Annotated in this window: 24 protein-coding genes; 17 read left to right on the forward strand and 7 right to left on the reverse strand. The window is 68.0% G+C overall.

Annotation, left to right across the window (positions count from 1 at the left end; genetic code table 11):
* Positions 1-59: 59 nt before the first annotated feature.
* Positions 60-890: an oxidoreductase gene (locus ASG05_RS09270; RefSeq protein ID WP_056260011.1), complete on the reverse strand. Its 831-nt coding sequence runs from the start codon at positions 888-890 to the stop codon at positions 60-62.
* Between the two features lie 237 nt (positions 891-1,127).
* Here ASG05_RS09270 and ASG05_RS09275 point away from each other — a divergent pair, with 237 nt between their 5' ends.
* Both ASG05_RS09275 and ASG05_RS09280 read left to right on the forward strand, forming a co-directional pair.
* Complete coding sequence (locus tag ASG05_RS09275; RefSeq protein WP_056260013.1) at positions 1,128-1,469, forward strand: carboxymuconolactone decarboxylase family protein; 342 nt, start codon at positions 1,128-1,130, stop codon at positions 1,467-1,469.
* A gap of 102 nt (positions 1,470-1,571) precedes the next feature.
* Entirely contained in the window at positions 1,572-2,156 is a 585-nt protein-coding gene (locus ASG05_RS09280) for a DUF1349 domain-containing protein (protein WP_056260015.1), read from the forward strand.
* 125 nt (positions 2,157-2,281) lie between these two features.
* Here ASG05_RS09280 and ASG05_RS09285 read toward each other — a convergent pair whose 3' ends face one another.
* From ASG05_RS09285 to ASG05_RS09295, 3 genes are all read right to left on the reverse strand, one after another.
* Positions 2,282-2,848, reverse strand: a complete 567-nt coding sequence (locus ASG05_RS09285) for a MaoC family dehydratase (protein WP_056260017.1) — start codon at positions 2,846-2,848, stop codon at positions 2,282-2,284.
* Positions 2,849-3,017: 169 nt separating this feature from the next.
* The gene (locus ASG05_RS09290; RefSeq protein ID WP_056260020.1) at positions 3,018-4,229 is read right to left on the reverse strand and encodes an MFS transporter; all 1,212 of its coding nucleotides are present in this window, start codon (positions 4,227-4,229) and stop codon (positions 3,018-3,020) included.
* 78 nt (positions 4,230-4,307) lie between these two features.
* Positions 4,308-5,195 carry a helix-turn-helix transcriptional regulator gene (locus ASG05_RS09295; protein ID WP_056260021.1) on the reverse strand — a complete coding sequence of 296 codons (888 nt, stop codon included), beginning with the start codon at positions 5,193-5,195 and terminating at the stop codon, positions 4,308-4,310.
* A gap of 284 nt (positions 5,196-5,479) precedes the next feature.
* Here ASG05_RS09295 and ASG05_RS16305 point away from each other — a divergent pair, with 284 nt between their 5' ends.
* From ASG05_RS16305 to ASG05_RS15865, 4 genes are all read left to right on the forward strand, one after another.
* Positions 5,480-5,656: a hypothetical protein gene (locus tag ASG05_RS16305; RefSeq protein ID WP_157490153.1), complete on the forward strand. Its 177-nt coding sequence runs from the start codon at positions 5,480-5,482 to the stop codon at positions 5,654-5,656.
* A gap of 239 nt (positions 5,657-5,895) precedes the next feature.
* Positions 5,896-6,075, forward strand: a complete 180-nt coding sequence (locus ASG05_RS16310; RefSeq protein ID WP_157490154.1) for a twin-arginine translocation signal domain-containing protein — start codon at positions 5,896-5,898, stop codon at positions 6,073-6,075.
* Between the two features lie 519 nt (positions 6,076-6,594).
* Positions 6,595-7,392, forward strand: a complete 798-nt coding sequence (locus ASG05_RS09300) for a DUF3800 domain-containing protein (RefSeq protein ID WP_082486588.1) — start codon at positions 6,595-6,597, stop codon at positions 7,390-7,392.
* Between the two features lie 188 nt (positions 7,393-7,580).
* Positions 7,581-7,892, forward strand: coding sequence for a metalloregulator ArsR/SmtB family transcription factor (locus tag ASG05_RS15865; RefSeq protein ID WP_235491489.1), 312 nt, complete (start codon positions 7,581-7,583; stop codon positions 7,890-7,892).
* A gap of 69 nt (positions 7,893-7,961) precedes the next feature.
* Here the strand turns inward: ASG05_RS15865 and ASG05_RS09305 are convergent, their stop codons facing one another.
* Positions 7,962-8,363 (reverse strand): MerR family transcriptional regulator, encoded by a 402-nt coding sequence (locus ASG05_RS09305; RefSeq protein ID WP_056260024.1) that lies wholly within the window; start codon positions 8,361-8,363, stop codon positions 7,962-7,964.
* Positions 8,364-8,458: 95 nt separating this feature from the next.
* Between ASG05_RS09305 and ASG05_RS09310 the strand changes: the two genes are divergently transcribed.
* From ASG05_RS09310 to ASG05_RS09320, 4 genes are all read left to right on the forward strand, one after another.
* The gene (locus tag ASG05_RS09310; RefSeq protein ID WP_056260027.1) at positions 8,459-9,451 is read left to right on the forward strand and encodes an arsenic resistance protein; all 993 of its coding nucleotides are present in this window, start codon (positions 8,459-8,461) and stop codon (positions 9,449-9,451) included.
* 40 nt (positions 9,452-9,491) lie between these two features.
* Positions 9,492-9,809: a thioredoxin family protein gene (locus tag ASG05_RS15870; RefSeq protein WP_082486590.1), complete on the forward strand. Its 318-nt coding sequence runs from the start codon at positions 9,492-9,494 to the stop codon at positions 9,807-9,809.
* 74 nt (positions 9,810-9,883) lie between these two features.
* A complete protein-coding gene (locus tag ASG05_RS09315; RefSeq protein ID WP_056260029.1) occupies positions 9,884-10,237 on the forward strand; it encodes a helix-turn-helix transcriptional regulator in 354 nt (117 codons plus the stop codon).
* Positions 10,234-10,914 carry a cation diffusion facilitator family transporter gene (locus ASG05_RS09320; protein ID WP_056260030.1) on the forward strand — a complete coding sequence of 227 codons (681 nt, stop codon included), beginning with the start codon at positions 10,234-10,236 and terminating at the stop codon, positions 10,912-10,914. The genes ASG05_RS09315 and ASG05_RS09320 overlap by 4 nt, the downstream gene beginning before the upstream one ends.
* Positions 10,915-10,926: 12 nt before the next feature.
* Here ASG05_RS09320 and ASG05_RS09325 read toward each other — a convergent pair whose 3' ends face one another.
* Together ASG05_RS09325 and ASG05_RS09330 are read right to left on the reverse strand one after the other, a co-directional pair.
* The gene (locus ASG05_RS09325) at positions 10,927-11,847 is read right to left on the reverse strand and encodes a cation diffusion facilitator family transporter (RefSeq protein WP_056260032.1); all 921 of its coding nucleotides are present in this window, start codon (positions 11,845-11,847) and stop codon (positions 10,927-10,929) included.
* A gap of 1 nt (position 11,848) precedes the next feature.
* Complete coding sequence (locus ASG05_RS09330; RefSeq protein ID WP_191330333.1) at positions 11,849-12,202, reverse strand: metalloregulator ArsR/SmtB family transcription factor; 354 nt, start codon at positions 12,200-12,202, stop codon at positions 11,849-11,851.
* Positions 12,203-12,860: 658 nt separating this feature from the next.
* Between ASG05_RS09330 and ASG05_RS09340 the strand changes: the two genes are divergently transcribed.
* Genes ASG05_RS09340 through ASG05_RS09365 form a run of 7 tightly spaced genes read left to right on the forward strand, consistent with a single transcriptional unit; the run spans position 12,861 to position 19,036 of the window.
* The gene (locus tag ASG05_RS09340; RefSeq protein WP_056260037.1) at positions 12,861-14,102 is read left to right on the forward strand and encodes a M23 family metallopeptidase; all 1,242 of its coding nucleotides are present in this window, start codon (positions 12,861-12,863) and stop codon (positions 14,100-14,102) included.
* 2 nt (positions 14,103-14,104) lie between these two features.
* Complete coding sequence (locus tag ASG05_RS09345; protein WP_056260039.1) at positions 14,105-14,779, forward strand: thioredoxin domain-containing protein; 675 nt, start codon at positions 14,105-14,107, stop codon at positions 14,777-14,779.
* Complete coding sequence (locus ASG05_RS16315) at positions 14,772-15,110, forward strand: hypothetical protein (protein ID WP_123571445.1); 339 nt, start codon at positions 14,772-14,774, stop codon at positions 15,108-15,110. The genes ASG05_RS09345 and ASG05_RS16315 overlap by 8 nt, the downstream gene beginning before the upstream one ends.
* Positions 15,111-15,118: 8 nt before the next feature.
* Positions 15,119-15,778: a copper resistance CopC family protein gene (locus tag ASG05_RS09350; protein ID WP_082486591.1), complete on the forward strand. Its 660-nt coding sequence runs from the start codon at positions 15,119-15,121 to the stop codon at positions 15,776-15,778.
* Positions 15,775-17,700 carry a cytochrome c oxidase assembly protein gene (locus ASG05_RS09355; RefSeq protein WP_157490155.1) on the forward strand — a complete coding sequence of 642 codons (1,926 nt, stop codon included), beginning with the start codon at positions 15,775-15,777 and terminating at the stop codon, positions 17,698-17,700. Before ASG05_RS09350 ends, ASG05_RS09355 begins: the two co-directional genes overlap by 4 nt.
* Positions 17,697-18,302, forward strand: coding sequence for a TlpA disulfide reductase family protein (locus tag ASG05_RS09360; RefSeq protein WP_056260044.1), 606 nt, complete (start codon positions 17,697-17,699; stop codon positions 18,300-18,302). Before ASG05_RS09355 ends, ASG05_RS09360 begins: the two co-directional genes overlap by 4 nt.
* A complete protein-coding gene (locus tag ASG05_RS09365; RefSeq protein ID WP_056260046.1) occupies positions 18,299-19,036 on the forward strand; it encodes a cytochrome c biogenesis CcdA family protein in 738 nt (245 codons plus the stop codon). Before ASG05_RS09360 ends, ASG05_RS09365 begins: the two co-directional genes overlap by 4 nt.
* Positions 19,037-19,050 lie beyond the last annotated feature (14 nt).

Below are 19,050 nucleotides of genomic sequence, written 5' to 3' on the forward strand. Positions count from 1 at the left end.
CCGCAGCACGCCGACCACCGACCACCGACCGCAGCACGCCCTCACGCCAGCGGCGCCCCTCAGGCGTCGAAGTCGGTGCCGCGGCTGCGCTCCGCCCAGGAGTCGATGTCGCCCCGCAGGTCGTCGAGCGCGCCCGTGACGATCTCGACGGCGTCCGACCCGAGCAGCAGCAGGTAGGGCGACGAGCCCGACTCGACCGCGTCGACGAGCAGGCGTGCGCCCGCGGCCGGGTCGCCGGGCTGGGTGCCGTCCGAGGTGTCGGCCTCGATGCGGCGCTTGCCGGCCGTCTCGGCGTAGTCGGCGATCGGCGTGGCGGACTGCGTGAGCGACCGGCCCGAGAAGTCGGTGCGGAACGAGCCCGGTTCGACAACCGTCGCGGTGATGCCGAGGGGCGCGAGCTCGGTGCGCAGGGCCATCGTCATCTGCTCGATCGCGGCCTTGACGGCGCCGTAGTAGCCCGAGCCGGGGCCGGTGCGGCGGGCGCCGATCGACGACAGGTTGACGATCGTGCCGCCGCGGCGGGCGCGCATGCCGGGCAGCACGGCCTTGATCGTGCGGACACTGCCGTGGAAGTGCGTGTCGAACAGGCGGGCGACGTCGGCGTCGTCGCCCTCCTCGACGGCCGAGCGGTACCCGTAGCCGGCGTTGTTGACGAGCACGTCGACGCCGCCGAAGCGGTCGGTGGCGGCGGCGACCGCGGCCGTCACCTGGTCCGCGTCGGTCACGTCGAGGGCGACGGCCAGGGCGTGGTCGGGGTGCGCGTCGGCGAGGTCCTGCACGGCGGAGGCGTCGCGCGCGGTGACGACGACGTCGTGCCCGCGGGCCAGCGCCTCCTCGGCGAAGGCGCGCCCCAGCCCCGTGGAGCATCCGGTGATCAACCAGGTCGACATGTGGTCTCTTCTCTCGTTCGGTCGGGGCACCGTCTCTCACGCGTGCCGCAGCCCCCAGACAACCAAGGAGGCGCGGTGCCCGTCACGCGGCAGGGAGTCCCTGGCCGGGCCTCCCTGCCCCGGCCGCGGCGTCCTAGCGTCGAGCACGACCCGATCGGGCGGCGACCCTCTCGCCCCGAGCCGGCGTCCGGCACCGGGAGTCCCGGTCCCGACACCCACCACCCCAGGAGTGACGACATGTCAGATCAGCCCGTCCAGGTCGGCGGAGGGCGCGCCCTCTTCGGCGAGTTCGCCCCCAAGCTCGCCGAGCTCACGGACGACGTCCTCTTCGCGGACGTCTGGAACCGACCCGAGCTGTCGGCGCGCGACCGCAGCCTCGTCACCGTCGCGGTCCTCACCGCGGGTGGCGACACCGACCAGCTGCGGTTCCACCTCGGCCGCGCCGTCGAGAACGGAGTCACCCAGGACGAGCTCGTCGAGGCGATCACGCACGTGACCCTCTACGCCGGCTGGCCCCGAGGGATGGCCGCGATGGGCGTCGCCGAGGCCCTCTTCACCGACGAGGAGTCCGACGGGTAGAAGAGCGGGGATATCCTCCGGTGACGGCGGTCGACGGCGGTCGACGGCGGCCGTGCCCTCGGCGCCGCCACCGCCGCCACCACCCCCGACGACGAGGACCTCATGACCGACATCCCCTGGGCCACCGGCACCTGGACCACCGAGCCGACCGCGGTCGACGTCGCCGACGACGGCATGCGCGTCACGGCGGCCGAGGGCAGCGACGCCTGGCGCATCACGTCGTACGGCTTCGTGCACGACACCGAGCACGCCCTGGTCGCGCCGTTGCCCCAGGGCACCGCGATGGAGGTGTCGTTCGTCCTCGACTTCACGGCCCAGTTCGACCAGGCCGGAGTCTTCGTCTCGGTCGACCCCGAGACCTGGGTCAAGGCCGGGGTCGAGTTGAGCGACGGCGAGCAGAGCCTCGGAGCCGTCGTGACGCGAGGTCAGTCCGACTGGTCGCTCTCCCCCGTCGAGTGGGCGGGCCGCACCGTGACGATCCGCGCCAGCCGCTCGGGCGACGCGCTCACGATCCGGGCCCGGGTCGACGACGAGCCCTGGCGCCTCGTCCGGGTCGCCCCGCTCGCCCCCGACGCCGACGTCAGCGCCGGCCCCTTCTGCTGCGCCCCCTCGCGCGCCGACCTCACCGTACATTTCACCTCGTGGCGCTCGACCGAGGCGGACGCGAGCCTGCACCCCGACGGCTGACCGCCGCGGCCTGACCGCCGCCGCCTGACCGCCGAGCAGCCGGCTGTGACGCCCCGTGTCGCACCGCCGGCTGGACATCGCACCGCCAGCTGAACATCGCACCGCCGAATCAGACGGTGCGACGTTCAGTCGGCGGTGCGACGAGGAGGCGCGGGTCGCCTCTCCGCACCCGGCGCCTCCGCGTCGGGTCGGCGCAGGACCAGGTTCGTCATCACCTGTGTCATGACGGCTCGGTCGTGCTGGTTGACGAGTTCGATCCGGGTGCGCACCACGCCCCGGTCGGGGCGGGACGCGGACGGCCGGGCGTCGACGACGGTGAACCGGGCGTGAAGCACGTCGTCCGGGTGGACGGGAGCCGACCAGCGCAGCTCGTCGACGCCGGGTGACGCGACGCTGGCGGCCTGGTTGAGGTAGGACTCCACCATCAGGCGCATCATCACGGCGGTGGTGTGCCAGCCGCTGGCCACGAGTCCGCCCAGGGGCGTCGCCTCGGCCCGCTCGGCGTCGACGTGCATGTCGTGCGGGTCGAACCGGCGGCCGAAGTCGACGATCTCCTCCGCCGTGACGCGGTACGAGCCGTGCTCCAGCGTGAGGCCGGGCACGTAGTCGTCGAGGAAGCGATCGGCGAGCCGATGCGCGAAGGGCGACGCGTCAGGGGCCGCGGCTGCGGTCGCGTCCGGTTCGTAGGGCACGCCCTCACCCTAGGTCGGCGTACGTCGGCCGAGACCCCCGGAAGCCGCCGAGACCCCCACTCGCGAGCTAGGGCCTCGGCGACTTCCTGGGGTGTGAACGCCGAGGAGGCGCGGTGCCGTTCGATCCGGCACCGCGCCTCCTCGGCATGGCTGCGCGCGACGGCCGCGGTCAGAGCCCCGCCGGGAACGCGTTGCGTCTCCCGTACACGGTCAGCGCCAGCGCCACGACCCCGAACCCGATCATCAGCACCGGCAGCACGAGCCCGTCGGCCACGGTCAGCAGGGCCGCCCCGACGATCCCCGCGAAGAAGATCGCCACGTTGAACGCCACCGGCAGGAAGGCGTTCGCGACGTCGGCGTTGTCGCCCCCGACCGTGGTGAGGGCCGCCTGCAACTGGGCCGAGGCACCGCCGAACGTGACGCCCCAGAGCACCGCCGCGACGACCACGGCCGGCACCGACGCGTGGCCGACGAGCAAGACGACCCCGGCGACGACGAACAGGGCGACGCTGCCGTGCAGCAGGGCCCGCGGGTGGCGGTCGAGCAGCGCCCCGGTGACGACGATCCCGCCGATGGACGCGACGCCGTAGACCAGCAGCGTCACGTCGACGCCGAGCCCCGACCCACCGGCCCGCAGGTACGGCGAGACGTACGTGTAGATCGTGTTGTGGGCGAGCATCCACGCGGCGATGACGGCCAGGATCACCGCGATCCCCGGGATGCGGAACACCCGCCCGAGCGAGAGCCGCGCCCCCGCCGGCGCCGGCGCCGCGTCGGGGACGACGCTCGCCACGAGTGCGACGACCACCACGCCGAGCAGGGTCAGCCCGCCGAACGACCACCGCCAGTCGAAGGCCGTCCCCAGCCACGAGCCCAGCGGCGTGCCGAACGCGAAGCCGACGGGCGCACCCGCCGACACGATCGCGAGCGACAGCCCGGCGCGGTCGGGCGGGCTGATCCGCCGACCGTAGGCAGCGAGCATGCCCCATATGACGCCCGAGAACGCGCCGGCCACGAACCGCGACACCAGGGCGAGGGCGATGACGGGCGAGAGGGCCGTCACGGTGTTCGCCACGATCAGGCCGGTGATCGCGATCAGGAGGAGCGGCTTGCGACGCATCCCCCGGGTGAGCGTGATGGCGGGCACGGTCGCGACCACGGTGCCGAGTGCGTAGGCGCTGATGAGTAGCCCCACGGCCCCCTCGCTCGTGCCGAGGCCGCCCGCGATGACGGGCAGCAGGCCGGCCGGCATCGTCTCCATCGCGACGAGGATGAACCCCGTCGTCGCCAGCACGACCAGCGAGAACAGCGGCAGCCTTTCGGCGGGCCCTCCGGCGACGGAGGCGCGGGGCACGCGGGTGGGGACGGGCGCTGTCGACATGGTGAGGTCCTTTCGGGCGCGGGGATGCGCCTCCTGGGGGTGGGCCCAGGGGTGCGGGAGGAAGCGGGGAGGTGCGGGTCAGGTGACGGGGCCGGCGGACCGCGCGCGGTCGACGACGTCCTCGGTCGCCGCCCACGAGGCGAGGAGGCGCAGCCCCTCGTCGGACGCGGAGCCGGGGGCGGCCGTGTAGACGGTGAGCGAGTGCCCGGGGGTGTCTTGCAGTTCCATGACCTGGAAGTCCAGCTCGAGCAGGCCGACGGCGGGGTGCCGGAACTCTTTGGCGCCGGTGTAGTGGCGGCGGACGTCGTGGGCGGCCCAGCGGGCGCGGAACTCGTCGCTGCGGATGGACAGTTCGCCGACGAGGGCGGCGATGCCGGGGTCGTGGGGGTTGCGGCCGGCGTCGCGTCGGAGGATGGCGACGTTGACGTTGGCGGCGCGCTCCCAGTCGGGGTAGAAGTCGTGGGAGCCCGGGTCGAGGAAGATGTAGCGCGAGTGGTTGGCGGGCCGCAGGGTGCCGCGGTACATGTCGGAGTACAGGGCGAAGCCGAGGGCGTTGGCGGCGACGAGGTCCATGCGCGTGTTGGTGACCATCGCGATGGCGCCGGTGATGGCGTCGAGCATGTGCTGCACCGGGGACTGTGCGATCTTCTGTTCGCTGGTGACCGGGGCCTTGCGGCGTGAGGGAACGGAGGCGCGGGCGAGGTCGTAGAGGTGGTCGGTCTCGGCCTGGTCCAGGCCGAGGGCGCGGGCGATGGCGTCGAGGACGCTGTCGGAGACGCCGCCGAGGGCGCCGCGTTCGAGGCGCGTGTAGTAGTCCACGCTGACGCCAGCGAGGCGTGCGACTTCGTCGCGTCGGAGCCCCGGCACGCGTCGCTGGCCACCGGCACTGACGACGCCGGCCTGTTCGGGCGAGAGGCGTGCGCGGCGGCTGGCGAGGAAGTCGCGGACCTCGGCTCGGTTGTCCATGCGTCCGACCCTACGGTCGGTGGTTCGGGGCAGCCAGGCCCTGTCGGGACCAGGTTCGGCAGGGCACTGCAGGTGAGCCGGTGGCCGTCTTTGCCCCATGCACCGGCGGCGCGCCCCGTCGTTGGTGCGTCATCACGCCCAGAGGCTGACCCACATGACGCAGCAAGAAGTCACCAATCCCGTCTTGCGAGGCATCGTGAGGGACTTCGTGGCCGGAGGCTGACCCACGTGCGGTCGCCTTGATCTGCTCTACAGCGGCCACCTCTGAGCGCCATACTGCTCAGGTGACCAGACGACAGGCCCAGTTCTTCATCGTCTGCGCGCTCGTGACGGTGTTCGCAGGATTGGGGATCGTGCTCGGCTCAGGTCCGGCCTTCGGTTGGTTCGTCCTGGCATTGGGGGTCGTGAACACCTTCCTAGGGGTATTGCACCTCCGGAAGTCGTCCAAACCGCTGCCCTAGCTCCGGGTGGCGCGGCGGCGAAGCGCGAGCGCTCGACCGAGACCTGCTGCGAGGAGTGCTGCTCCGATGACGATCAGGACGGCGTTGGCGGCATTCATGCTCGGAATCCACTGGGCCACGGCCCGACGTCCGGCAGCCATGAGTGAGCGCAGCGACCGCTCCTCCAAGGCCCCACGACGTCGAGATGCCTCGGGGCGACAACGAGCGTGGCGCAGCGAGTCCTCCGCTACGGTCGACCAGTGATGATGCGAATCGTGATCCTCGTGGGCGTCGGCGTGATGGTCGTCATCGCCGTCGTGGCGATCGTGCTCGCGGTGAGGGACATCCGTGCTGAGCGCTCCCTGTCTCGTCGCACGCTCGTGACGTTCTGCGCGGCCGGCGCCGTCGCGGCCGCCACCATCGCCTATGCCGTCCTCTGAGAACCGAGAGCGACCCGTCGGAACCTTGCCGCACCGGGTGCCGGCGCGATCTGCGCGGAATGAGAAAAGCCCCGAGGCCCCTGAAAAGGCAGGGTTCTCAGGGCTTTCGCTCTGGCGGGTTGTTTGCACAACCTCGCGATCCCTCTGAACTCGGGCTTGCTCGCGAAGCGGCAGGCTGAGTTTCCCCCGAGCACCTCGCCATTTTCCCCCGGCCAGGTACTGCGTCGCTCTGAGGCCTGCTGAACGCGTCGCCCGCGGGCGACCGTGTTGGCGTCGAGTTCGGGCCTGCCCGCGCTGAAGGTCCCGTCGTGTGTCAACGCAACTCCCGCCTCGTGCTTGCTCCTGTTCATGGCCATGCCATGCGCGGCTCGACTGCGGAGACCTGCGTGAACTCGTGGCACACCTTGACTGAGACGCCGACACGAGGGACGTCCGCCACGCAAGTGACAACCCTTCAAGTAAAATCGATCTGCTTGGAGCTGCCCCGGGGGTTGGTTCTACGACCGACCGGGGAGATCGATGCCGCACTCATTCACGCCTAGGACAGCGCCGGCGACACCGCGCAAGAAGGCGCTCGCGTTCGTCGACGAGACAGGTGACCGTGGCACCGGACCGAACGCATCACGGTTCTTCAGCATGGCCGGCGTGGTCGTAGCCGAGGAGGACTACGCAGCCCTGTCAGCGGCCATCATCGGGATCAAAGCCCGCTTCGGGGTCGAGAAGGCCAAGCCCCTCCACTGGAAAGATCACGTCAAGACCTTCGATCGCCGCCAGTTCGTCACGCGTGAGCTGAGCAGCATCCCAGGGCTCATCGTCAACTACGTCATCTTCGAGAAGGCCGCCATCCCCCACACGGCCGGCATGCGCTCGGATCAGTCGACGTTCTACAACTACACGGCAGGGCTGATGATGGAGCGACTGCTGCTCACTGGCCAGTATTGGCCCGGCCAGACTCGGGATGTTCGCGTCTCGTTCGGTCACGTCCGAGGTTTCGATCACGACAAGACACTCGACTACTTCCGCATCAAGAAGGAGCAAGGCCAGGGCCCGGCCCGGTGGTCGCTCCTGGAGGGGACTCCGAGGTTCCTCGCGATGTCGACGAACTCCGGGATGCAAGCGGCCGACCAGTACGCCGGCATGCTCAGTGCCGCCATGAACGTGGACCGATTCGGCGGCTACGAGGCGCAGCACTTGCTGTCCATCAGACCGCAGATCCGACGATCCTCGTCGGGCTCGAACGCGGGCTACGGCTTCAAGACCATGACACAGCAGGTGACCCTGCAGAGCTACCCCTGGTGGCCCGCTGGAGGTCTGTAAGACGACGAACGGCCAAGGAGCCCGGGGCACCTCAACTGGATGTCCAGAAGGGTTTGACAGCAAACCTGGCGTTGTCCCCGTGGCCTCTTGACCGTTCGTGTGATCTAACTTATCACGCAGCCTGAAAATTCCTCGGATGCCGACAGCTGGACCAGAGCAACTCCTAGCAAGTGAGGGGCTCCGAGGCGATTCGAGCATCCACGGCCCCTCGGAGCGGACGGACCGCATCAGTCGTCCAGGCCCTCAAAGCTGTCGCTGACCCGGCGCCGCTCAGACTGCTCTCGATGGTGGCATCTCAACCCGGCGCGGAGGCGTGCGTGTGCGACTTGATGGATCCACTCGGACCTTCCCAACCCACCGTCTCGCACCATCTCAAGGTTTTTGTCGATGCGGGCACGCTCCACCGTGAGAAGCGTGGCACACGGGCATATTTCTCTTTGAATCCTGGCGCGCTCGATTCCCTTGCAGGCCTCCTAAGCTCCACCTCCTCTCGCGATTGACAGCTGCCAGTCACTGACCGGCCGTCGCCGCGTTCGCCTGGGACTACACGCGACTGCGTGAGTCCCCGATCACCTCATACCGCGGAGAACGCACTCAGTTGAGCAACGCGCCTCCCGGTCGGGACACTCGGCCAGGTCGTGCTCGGCACGAGCAAGGCGCGACCGGAGCCGGTCGAGCCGGGCCTGCTTCTCCTCGATCTGACGCACCTGCTCAGCCAGAAGTGGGCGCAGCGCTTCTCGGACGTCGGTGCAGGACGTCGATTCCATGGTGTTGAGGTGCGCGCCGATCTGGTCGAGGGGCAGGCCGAGTTCTTTGCTGGCTTCGATCAGGTCGAGCCGACTGAGAACGTCCGGGCTGTAGTCGCGGTACCCGTTGTGGGCCCTGGCAGGGGTCAAAAGCCCGATGGACTCGTAGTAGCGGAGCGCCGTGGCGGGGACGCCGCTGCGCTTGCTGACCTCGGAGATTCGCACACCGCGACCCTAGAGCTGCTGGCGCCGCTTGGCCTTCGAGCGGCTCGAACCTCTACGGTCACTGACGTGCCTTCCTCCTCCACACCAGTCCAGCTGTGAACGCCATCGTCTCCTGGCTCGAACACCGGCAGATCGGCCTCTACCTGGTGGCGATCCTGGCTGCCGGCGTCGTCGGCCTCACCGTGCCGGGAGCACACCACCTAGAAGGAGCGATCGAGCCCGTGCTCGCGCTGCTGCTGTTCGCGACGTTCCTCGGGGTCCCGTTCGCCGCGATCGGGAAGTCCCTCCGCGACGGACGGTTCCTCGCCGCGGTAGGGGTGCTGAACTTCGTCGTCGTCCCCCTCGTCGCGTACGGGCTGTCCCGGTTCGTCGCGCACGAGCCGGCACTGCTGTTCGGGGTGCTGCTGGTGCTGCTGACCCCATGCATCGATTACGTGATCGTGTTCGCCGGCCTTGCCGGCGGCGCGTCAGAACGACTCCTCGCCGCTGCACCGCTGCTGATGCTGGCGCAGATCCTGCTCCTGCCGTTGTACCTGCTGTTGTTCATCGGCCCCCAGGGCGTCGCCGCGGTCGAGATCGGCCCCTTCGCCCGCGCGTTCCTCCTCTTGATCGTCGTCCCGCTCACCGCGGCCGCACTCGTGCATGCACTCGCCCGGCGACACCGATCCGGGGTCGTCATCGAGCGGACGATGCTGGGCCTGATGGTGCCGCTGATGATGGCGACCCTGTTCACCGTCGTGGCCTCGCAAGCCGGAGCTGTCGGAGACTCCCTGGGGCAGCTGCTCGTGCTGGTGCCGATCTACGCCGGGTTCCTCGTCGTCATGGCAGGCCTCGGCATCGGCGCCGGCCGCATCTTCCGACTCGACGTGCCAGCCACCCGAGCCCTCGTGTTCAGCGGTGCGACCAGGAACTCGCTCGTGGTCTTGCCGCTCGCACTGGCCCTGCCGGCGTCACTATCGCTTGCTCCGGTGGTTGTCGTGACGCAGACACTCGTCGAACTCATCGGCATGGTGATCTTCGTCCGACTCATCCCTCGCCTCGTGCCAAGCCGACGTCATCCACCCCCGCAGGAACGAGCACGTCGGTGACATAGGTCCCGGATATTCGATCTGCGTTTATCGTCTAGGAATGCAGATCACCTTGCAGTTTTTCGATGGGTGCCCGAACTGGGAAACCACAGCCGAACGGCTCGCCGCCATCGAGTCCGAACGGGAGGACTTGACCGTGATCCGGCAGGTCATCGAGACACAGGCGGACGCAGAAGCGTCAGACTTCCGCGGATCACCGACAGTACTCATCGACGGCACGCCACTTTTCCCTGTCCCGGATGCCCCACCCGGCTTAGCGTGCCGGGTCTACCTCACGCCCGACGGGCTTGCTGGTTCTCCCTCTTCTGATCAGCTTCGCGCTGCCATCTCTTCATTCGCGCGCACGGCTGGTAGTTAGCGCACCGAGACCCACTGCCTGGCAAACGATGAGTGGCCAAACCATCGCGTCAGCAGTGACTGTATAGTCAGTGCATGCTGACTCTTTCTTCGCGTGTCGACGTCATGAACCGCCTCGGGCGGGCCATGGCCGATCCGACGCGATCGCGCATCCTGCTGCACCTCCTTAACCAGCCCGGCTACCCCGGCGCTCTGGCAGAGCAGCTCGATCTCACACGGTCCAACGTGTCGAACCACCTGTCGTGCCTCCGCGGTTGCGGCATCGTCGTTGCCGTCCCCGAGGGCCGGTCGACCCGCTACGAGATCGCTGACGCTCACCTCACCAAAGCACTCACCGCGCTCGTAGACGTTGTGCTCGCTGTCGACGACGGAGAGCCCTGCACCGACGACAGCTGCGACGTCCCCCTCTGCTGCGGAACCGGCGCATGACCACGGCCGCGCTTCCTGCCCTGCTCGCCCCGGCCCGCCGGCTCCTACTGCAGCGCCGCATTCGGATCATCGTCGCCATCACGATCACGTACAACGTGATCGAGGCGATCGTCGCGATCGCCGCCGGCACCGTCGCCTCCTCGACGGCCCTGATCGGGTTCGGCCTCGACTCGATCGTGGAGGTGCTCTCGGCCGCCGCGATCGCGTGGCAATTCACCGCCCCCGACCCGGAGAAGCGGGAACGGGTCGCGCTGCGCGTCATCGCCGTGTCGTTCTTCGGCCTCGCCGCGTACGTGTCCGTCGACGCGGTGCTGGCCCTCACCGGCATCCGCGAGCCCGACCACTCCCCCGTCGGCATCGTGCTCGCCGCGGTCAGTCTCGCGATCATGCCGTTCCTCAGCCTGGTCGAGCGCCGCACCGGCACTGAGCTTGGCTCGGCGTCCGCCGTGGCCGACTCGAAGCAGACCCTGATCTGCTCGTACCTGTCGGCGGCGGTCCTCGTCGGCCTCGTGCTCAACCTCGCGTTCGGCTGGACCTGGGCTGATCCAGTGGCGGGACTCGTCATCGTCGTGTTCGCCGTCCGGGAGGGCCTCGAGGCTTGGCGCGGTGACGCGTGCAAGACACCCGTGTCGGCCCTGACGGGCGAGCGCCAGGTCGAGGCCTGCGATTGCTGCTGACCCTGGGGAAGCTCAGACGTGGGTGTGGTGCTCGTGCTGAGCGTGCTGGGCGGGCTCGATCTGGAAGGTCGAGTGCTCGACCTTGATCGAGAAGTGTTCAGCGACGCACTTCTGGAGGTCGTCGAGGATCTGAGGTGCGTGCCCGTCTTGGAAGCAGGAATCCTCGACGGTGACGTGCGCACTCAGGATCGGCAGCCCCGTTGCCACGAGCGAAGCGTGCAGGTCGTGGACCTCGGTGACGTGTGGCAGCTCGAGCATGTGAGCCCGAACGTCGTCGAGGTCAAGGCCGATGGGGGTCGATTCCATCAGCACCCCCGTTGTCTCGCGGAGCAGCTTGATGGTGCGGGGAATGATGAGCACGGCGATGAGCATTCCGGCGAGTGCGTCGGCTTGGCCCCATCCGGTGGTCATGATGATCAGGGCGCTGGCGATAACGGCCACTGAGCCGAGGGCGTCGTTGACGACCTCGAGGAACGCTGCCCGCATGTTCATGTTGGCCGAGCGGCCGGCAGTGAGAACAGTGATGGACACGATGTTCCCCACAAGTCCGATGATGCCGAAGATCAGCAGCTCAGAAGAGGGCACAGCAGGAGGCTCGAACAGGCGCCGGACGCCTTCAACGAGAGCGAAGAGGCCGACTGCAAGGAGCACCGTGGCTTGGGCCGTAGCGGCGAGGACTTCCGCTCGCTGAAAGCCCCATGTTCTTTTGGACGTTGCGGCTCGCTTCATGAGGGTGGCTGCGAGAAGCGCCATGAAGAGGCCGCCGGCATCGGTGAGCATGTGGGCTGCGTCGACCAGGAGCGACAGGCTTCCCGTGATGATCGAGCCGATGACTTCGACGATCAGGATCGAGGTGGTGATCCCGAAAGCGATGGCGAGGCGGCGGCGGTGGTCGGTGCCGCCGGGTGCCGCGTGATCGTGGCCTGCGCCCATGTCAGTGTCCTTCGTGGTGGTGACGGTAAGCGGCGCCGACGGAGTGCTCGGCTTGGAAGATGGCGTCTTGCACGAGCTTGCTGGCGTGATCGTTGACGAGCCTGTAGAAGACACGGTTGCCGGCCTGACGCGTCGAGACCATCCGGGCCATCCGGAGCTTGGCGAGGTGCTGAGATACAGCCGTCGGCGACTTGTCGACGATGTCGGCCAAGTGGTTCACCGATAGCTCTTCGTCGCGGAGAGCAAGGATCATCCGGACACGGGTTGCGTCGGCAAGCATGGAGAACACTTCGACGGCGAGTTCCACGAACGCGTCATCCGGGTGAAGCTCCTCTTGATGCGTATCTTCGTGCATGCGAAGATGGTCACACGACGTTGCCTCGATGTCTAGAGTCTTGGGGCAGTTCTGCAGCGACGTACCCCTGTTGTTGATTAGCCTTTGATCAGACCTAGCCCTGGAAGGAGGCGTGATGTTCAGAACTACGTCCGGCGCCTCCCGTTCACGGTGGTCCGTCGGGGTCTGGGCACTGTTGCTGTCCATCACAGCCGCGACCCTCGCAGCAGTTCTGGGCATCCACACCCTCGGCGACAACGCCTTCTCCGGCGGGGTGCAAGCCGCGTCGAGCGTGACGCAGGCCGTGTCGGTCGACGACCCGGCCCCTCGAGACTCTTCCCTCCCTCCACTGTCAGTCGGCGACGAGGCCATGACCGGGCTCACTGACAGCGGTGGAGTTCTGGCCTGTACCCTCCTGGCCCTCCTCTGCGTGGTGACTCTCGCTGTTGCCCTGGTGCGGATGCGGGGCGCAGCCGCCCGAACGCTCGATCCACTCGCCGGCCCCGACTCAACAGTGCCCTCCGTCCCGGATGCGCGACGCCCGGCGATCGTGAGCCTTACCGTGCTGGGCATCTCCCGAATCTAGACACTCCCCGATCGCGACCTGCGCGTCGGCGGACGATGACGATCAGTCATCAGGCGTTCGGCGTGCTCCTTCGAGACCGAGGACACCCCTTACATGCTTCGCATCGTCAGGGTGACTGCGCCGGCCCTTGTAGCCGTTCTCGCCGCCACCTTTCTTACCGCCACCCCTTCTCGCGCTGCGGCCTATCCAACCTGGGATGACGTCATCGCCGCCCGCTCAAACGAGGCGGCGACCGCCGACAAGATCACCGAATTGACCGGCCTACTGGATGGCCTCCGGCAACAAGCCGAGACGCTGACCACTGCAGCCGATCAGCGTGGCCTTGAGCTTCAAGAGGCTCAGGATGCCGCTGACGCCGCAACGGAAGCCCTTCGTTCCCTTTCTGACGACGTCGCCCGCGCCGAGCAGGACGCCGACAATGCAGAACGGCAGATCAGCCAGTGGGCTGCGTCGCTGAGCCGTGCCGGCGGGACCGATGTGTCGATGAACATCGCCGTCGCCGGCGGCGACGCCGATGACCTGCTTTCCCGGCTCGGAACGGCCTCGCAGCTGACGAAAACCTCGAACCGGATGCTAGAAAACGCGACCGCGAAAGCGAACACCGTCAGCAGCCTTCGCGATCAAGCTCAAGTCGCAACGACCGAACGGGACCGACTCCAGGGTCTCGCGCAGACAGCCCGCGACGACGCGCTTGCCGCGGCGACCACCGCGCAAGCCGCCGTCGCGGAACAAGAGACACGGAGCATCGAGCTCGAGGCTCAGTTGGCCGTGTTGAAGCAAGAGACTGCCACCGCCGAACAAGGGTACGCAGCGGCCGAAGCCGCGCGAGCCAAGGCGGCCGCCGAGGCGGCAGCTCGCGCCGCAGCCGCCCGCTCAGCAGCCGCGGCGACCTCGGCTCCTGCAGCCCCCACATCCTCCGCCGTGTCGCCTTCGGGATGGACGATGCCGATCACGGCGTACTCGAGCTACCAGGCCTACGGCATGCGCATCCACCCAGTCCTGGGCTACCCGAAACTGCATGCTGGGGCGGACTTCGGGGCCTCCTGCGGAAACGCGATCTACGCCGCCACCGCCGGCACCGTCACCTATGCCGGCGCCTACGGCGGATTCGGGAACCTCATCACGGTTACGTCTGCCGGCGGGGTTTCCACCAACTATGGCCACATGTATTCCTCTGGCGTTCAAGTCCGTGTCGGCCAGCAGGTCACCGCCGGTCAGCAGATCGCCCAGGTCGGCAACGCCGGCCTCTCGACGGGCTGCCACCTCCACTTCGAGCTCCGCCAGGGCGGAGCTGCCACCGACCCCATCGCCTACCTCAGAACCAAGGGAGTCTGACCATGGTCAAGAACCAGTTCATTGTCGCCGTCATCGCGCTGATCGTCACCGCCGCCGTGGTCGTCGCGGTCATCATCTACAACGGCACCCGCACCGACACCGCCCAGCCCCTCGCCGCCGACCCCACCGTCGCACCGGCCAGTGCGGAGGTCGTTCGTGACGACACCCGCTACCTCGACCAAGTCGAAAGTGACGCCGTCACCGTCGTCGAGTTCCTGGACTTCGAGTGCGAGTCGTGCGCGGCCATGTACCCTTACGTGGAGCAGGTTCGGGAGAAGTACGCCGGGCAGATCAACGTCGCGGTCCGCTACTTCCCGATTCCGTCGCACCGGAACTCGGAGAACGCGGCCGTGGCCGTCGAGGCTGCTGCCGAGCAGGGCCAGCTCGAGGCGATGTACGCGCGCATGTACGAGACCCAGGCTGAGTGGGGCGAGAAGCAGGAGTCCGAGGCAGCCCTGTTCCGCACGTTCGCCGAGGACCTTGGGCTCGATATGGCGGCGTTCGACGAGGCGGTGGCCGACCCGGTGACCCTCGAGCGTGTGGTGGCCGACCGGGCGGAGGGCACCGCCCTCGGAGTTACCGGCACCCCGACGTTCTTCGTCGACGGTCAGATGATCGAACTCACCGCCGTCGACGACCTCGACAAGGCCGTGGAGAGCGCAGTCGCCGGTGGCTAGGAACCGCGGGCGCGCCCGGAAAGCGCAACCCGTCGCTGCTCCCCCGCCGAACCTCCGCACGCTGGCCGTCCTCGGGCTGCTGCTGGCCTGCATCGCAGGCCCCGTCGGTTTCGTCGTCAGCCTTGTCGCGTTCATCCGCTCGCGTCGAGCAGGTGAAAAGAACACGGTCGCTTTGGTCGGGATGATCGTTGGCCTGGCCACGACTGCGGCGTTCGTCGCTGGGGTCATCTACTTCCAAGCCGTCTTCGCCGGCCAGACCGGTGTCTGCGCCGAGCTCGGCCCCGGCGACCACGACGGCGCCTTCGGCACCTTCACCTGCCCCGAGAACTGAGAAAGCCCATGACCTTCCCCCCTCTTCGAAACCTCGTGACGGCACTGTTCGTCATGCTCGCCCTCGCTGCTGGCCTCGCTGTCCTGGACGCTCGCCCTGCCGCCGCCCATGACGCCCTCGCCCGAGCAGTTCCCGCGGCTGATGAGACCGTGACGACCGAACTGTCCTCGGTGACCCTGACGTTCTCGGAGACACCGTTGGCGGAGTTCGCCAACGCCATCGCGTTGAACGTCACCGACCCCACCGGGGCCTCCGTCACCACAGGCGCCCCCGTGGCGGAAGGAACAACCCTCTCTGTTCCCGTCGAGGTCAGCGAGGCAGGTCTGCACACCGTGACGTGGCAGAGCGTGTCGAGTGACGGACACACCATCTCCGGCACCTACACCTTTACCTACGCCGGCCCCGTCGCCGCAGCTGCCCCTACGACACCGGCCCCCGCCGCGAGCACACCCGCCGCTTCGCCCTCCGCCACGGCAGAACCGACGGCACCAGATCCGACTCAGACGGCCGCTGGGCCCGCCTCGACCAACAGCATTCCACTCATCATTGGGGTGACGACATTCGCTGCGTTGATGTTGATTCCCTTGATCGTGGTCCGCCTCCTTCGAGCCCGCCGCCGGAAGAAGGCCGAGATGGCGGCCCCGGAGACAGCTGGCACTGAGGAGTGAGCACGCCACTTCATGCTCGCCGCATCACGAGCAATCCCCGACCAGGAATCACCCTGGTTGTGGCCGCGATTGCGGCCCTGGCGACCGTCGCGGTTTTGCTGGTGGCGGTGAAATCAAGCGAAATCGTGCTGATCGTGGACCCAGGAGAAATCGTCAGGTCTGGGTATGCGGTCAGCAAGACCATCAGCAACAGTGCGGCCGCGATCGCGTTGGGTACTGCGTTCCTCCTGGCCGCCGCCGTCCCCGTTCACGAGCCCTCACGGCGAAGCCTGTTCCGCCTGCTGCGCAGCTCAGCTGCTGTCTGGGCCATCGCGGGCTTCGTTGCCAGCGTGTTCACGTTCGCCAACATCAGCGGCGTTCCCCTCAACGAAGCAGGAACTGCCGCTTTCTGGTCGCAATTCTCCTTCTACAGCACCGGCATCGAGCTCGGCCAGGCGTGGACGACCACCATTGCCGCAGCAGTCCTCGTCACCGTGTGGGCGTCACTCACCCACTCCCCCGGACACGCAGCAGCCCTCGCGGGGGTGAGCGCCTTGGCCCTGATACCTCTGGCCCAGCAAGGGCATGCAGCGGGTTCGGCGTCCCACAACCTCGCGGTTGTGTCGATCCTGATGCACGTCCTGTTCGCCTCGATCTGGGTCGGCGGCCTCGTCGCCCTCGTCTGGCTCAGACGAACCCTCCCCGGCCACCTGTTCCCCGTCGTCCTCCGCCGCTACTCGGCAATCGCGTTCGCGGCCTTCGTCGCCGTGGCACTCTCGGGCCTCGTCAGTGCCACCATCCGCATCACCGACCCCGCAACGCTCACCACCACCTCCTACGGCCTCATCGTCCTCGGCAAGGTCGTTGTGTTGGTCCTCGCCGGCATCCTCGCTGCCCTCTTCCGCACGTGGCTGCTGCCGCACATCCACACCGGCCGAACGCGTCTCTTCTGGGCTCTAGCTGCCGTGGAGGTCACGTTCATGGGTGTCGCGTCCGGTCTTGCCGGCGTCCTCGCCCGCACCGCGCCTCCTGGCGCTGAGCAAGAGATCTACGAGACGGGTCCAGTGACCGCGGCTGAATCCCTCACCGGGTCGGTCTTCCCTGCACCGCCGCCGAGCTGGGTCACCGTGTTCCAAGGTCAACCAGATCCCTTCTGGCTCCTCCTCATCATCTTCTCCGCAGCGACCTACCTCCTCGCCACCCGTGCGCAACGCCGGGCCGGGACGCCCTGGTCGTGGCATCGCAGTGCGCCCTTCCTAGCGGGCCTGCTCGTCGTCCTGTGGGTGACGTGTGGGCCGCTGTCGATCTACGCCACGTACCTCCTCAGCTCCTACGTGGTGACGATCGTGGCGCTTCTGCTCGCGGGGGCCTGCATCGCTCAGGGACGCCCGGGGCATCTTGCTCTAGCGACCCTCAGACTCAGAGAAGACGGGACGAGAGGCCCCCGAGAGTGGGCCACGTTCCTCCTTCGCCGGCCCCTGGGTCTGTTCGACGACAGCCCGCTCGGGGTCGGCCTGGTCGTGCTGGTGACCGTGGTGCTGGCCATGATCCCGGCGGGCATGCGCTGGGCGGTGACCGAGCCCCTCGGACGTGTCGTCGTCCTGACGGCTGTCGTTGTCGCTGGCGCCGTGATGGGGTCCGCTCTCCGACGGGCACTGACCGGCCGCAGAGCTGGCGACATCGCCCTGATCGGCGGCCTCGCCGCCTGTGCTCTTGCGGGTACCGCGGTGACTCTTTTGGGGTCGACCGTGATGCTCGACTGGTTTAAGACGATGAACCCCGGCGGACACCCCGCCGCCGACGCCGATCAGCGCCTCGGGAGCGTCATCCTCCTCATCAGCGCCGCCGCCACGGCTCTCACCGCGGCAGTCCTGGCCCTCCGTGCGCTCACCGGGCCCCGCGCCGCCACCCCGTCCCTTACTTCGGAGGACTCACATTCATGACACATCACACCATCCGAACCTTTGTCGCCGCCGCGCTGGTCGCCACGGTGGCCATCGTCACGTCGGGTTGCGGCTCGAGCGATTCTGTCGCGGAACAGTACGCGGACGGGTCCACGAAGAACTACATCGGCGGCGACGGCACCGTGGTGGAGATCCCTCCGGCCAACAGGGGTGAACCGATCTCCTTCACCAGCACCACGGATCTCGGCGAACCGCTGGACTCAGCCGACTACGACGGCGACGTGATGGTGGTCAATTTCTGGTACGCCGCTTGCCCCCCGTGCCGAGCCGAAGCACCCGATCTTGAAGTGTTGCACCAGCAGTACCAGGACCAAGACGTCTCCTTCATCGGAGTGAACATCCGCGATCAAGCGGACACCGCGGTTGCTTTTGCCAAGCGGTTCGACATCACCTACCCGTCCGTTATCGACGCGAACGACGGCGCCGTGCAGCTGGCCTTCGCCGGCCAGGTGTCCCCGAACGCCGTTCCCACCACGATCGTCGTCGACCGAGAGGGCCGGGCAGCCGCCCGGATTACCGGCCGAGCCGAGAAATCCATCCTCAACTCCCTCATCACCACCGTCCTCGACGAGACCCCGTGAACCTCGCCGACACCGTCTTCGACGGCCAGCTCCTCCTTGCCGTCCCGATCGCCCTCCTGGCCGGGCTGGTCTCTTTCGTGAGCCCCTGCGTTCTACCCCTGGTCCCCGGCTACCTCGGTTACGTCGGGGGTCTTGCCGACCCCACCGCGAAGACAGGCAAAAGACGTCTCCTGATCGGAGTGGGCTTGTTCGTGGCGGGGTTCGCTGCGGTGTTCATCGCTTACGGGGCCCTGTTCGGGGCGCTGAGCGTGTGGCTGATCCAGTGGCAGGGCCTCGTCACCCGCATCCTCGGTATCGTCGTGATCCTGATGGGGCTGGTATTCATCGGGCAGGTCAGCTTCCTGCAACGCTCCCTGACTCCGCGGTGGCGGCCCGTCACCGGCCTTGCCGGCGCACCGCTTCTCGGAGTCGTCTTCGGCCTGGGATGGACCCCCTGCTTCGGGCCGACCCTTGCCGCGATCTCCGCTCTCAGCCTCAGCAGTGGCTCCGCAGGACGCGGGGCCCTCCTCGGGTTGGCGTACTGCATAGGTCTCGGGCTGCCCTTCGTGCTGGTCGCCCTGGGCCTGTCCTGGGTGACCGGATCTGTGGCGTTCGTCAAACGCCACATCCGCGCCATCAACCTCGCCGGCGGCGCCGTCCTCATCGCCGTCGGCATCGCCATGGCCACCGGCATCTGGACCGCCCTGATCTACCAGCTCCAGGGCCTCATCAACGGCTTCGTCCTGCCCCTCTGACCGACCAGGAACCT

The sequence above is a fragment of the Frigoribacterium sp. Leaf186 genome, assembly GCF_001423905.1.
Classification (GTDB): Bacteria; Actinomycetota; Actinomycetes; order Actinomycetales; family Microbacteriaceae; genus Frigoribacterium.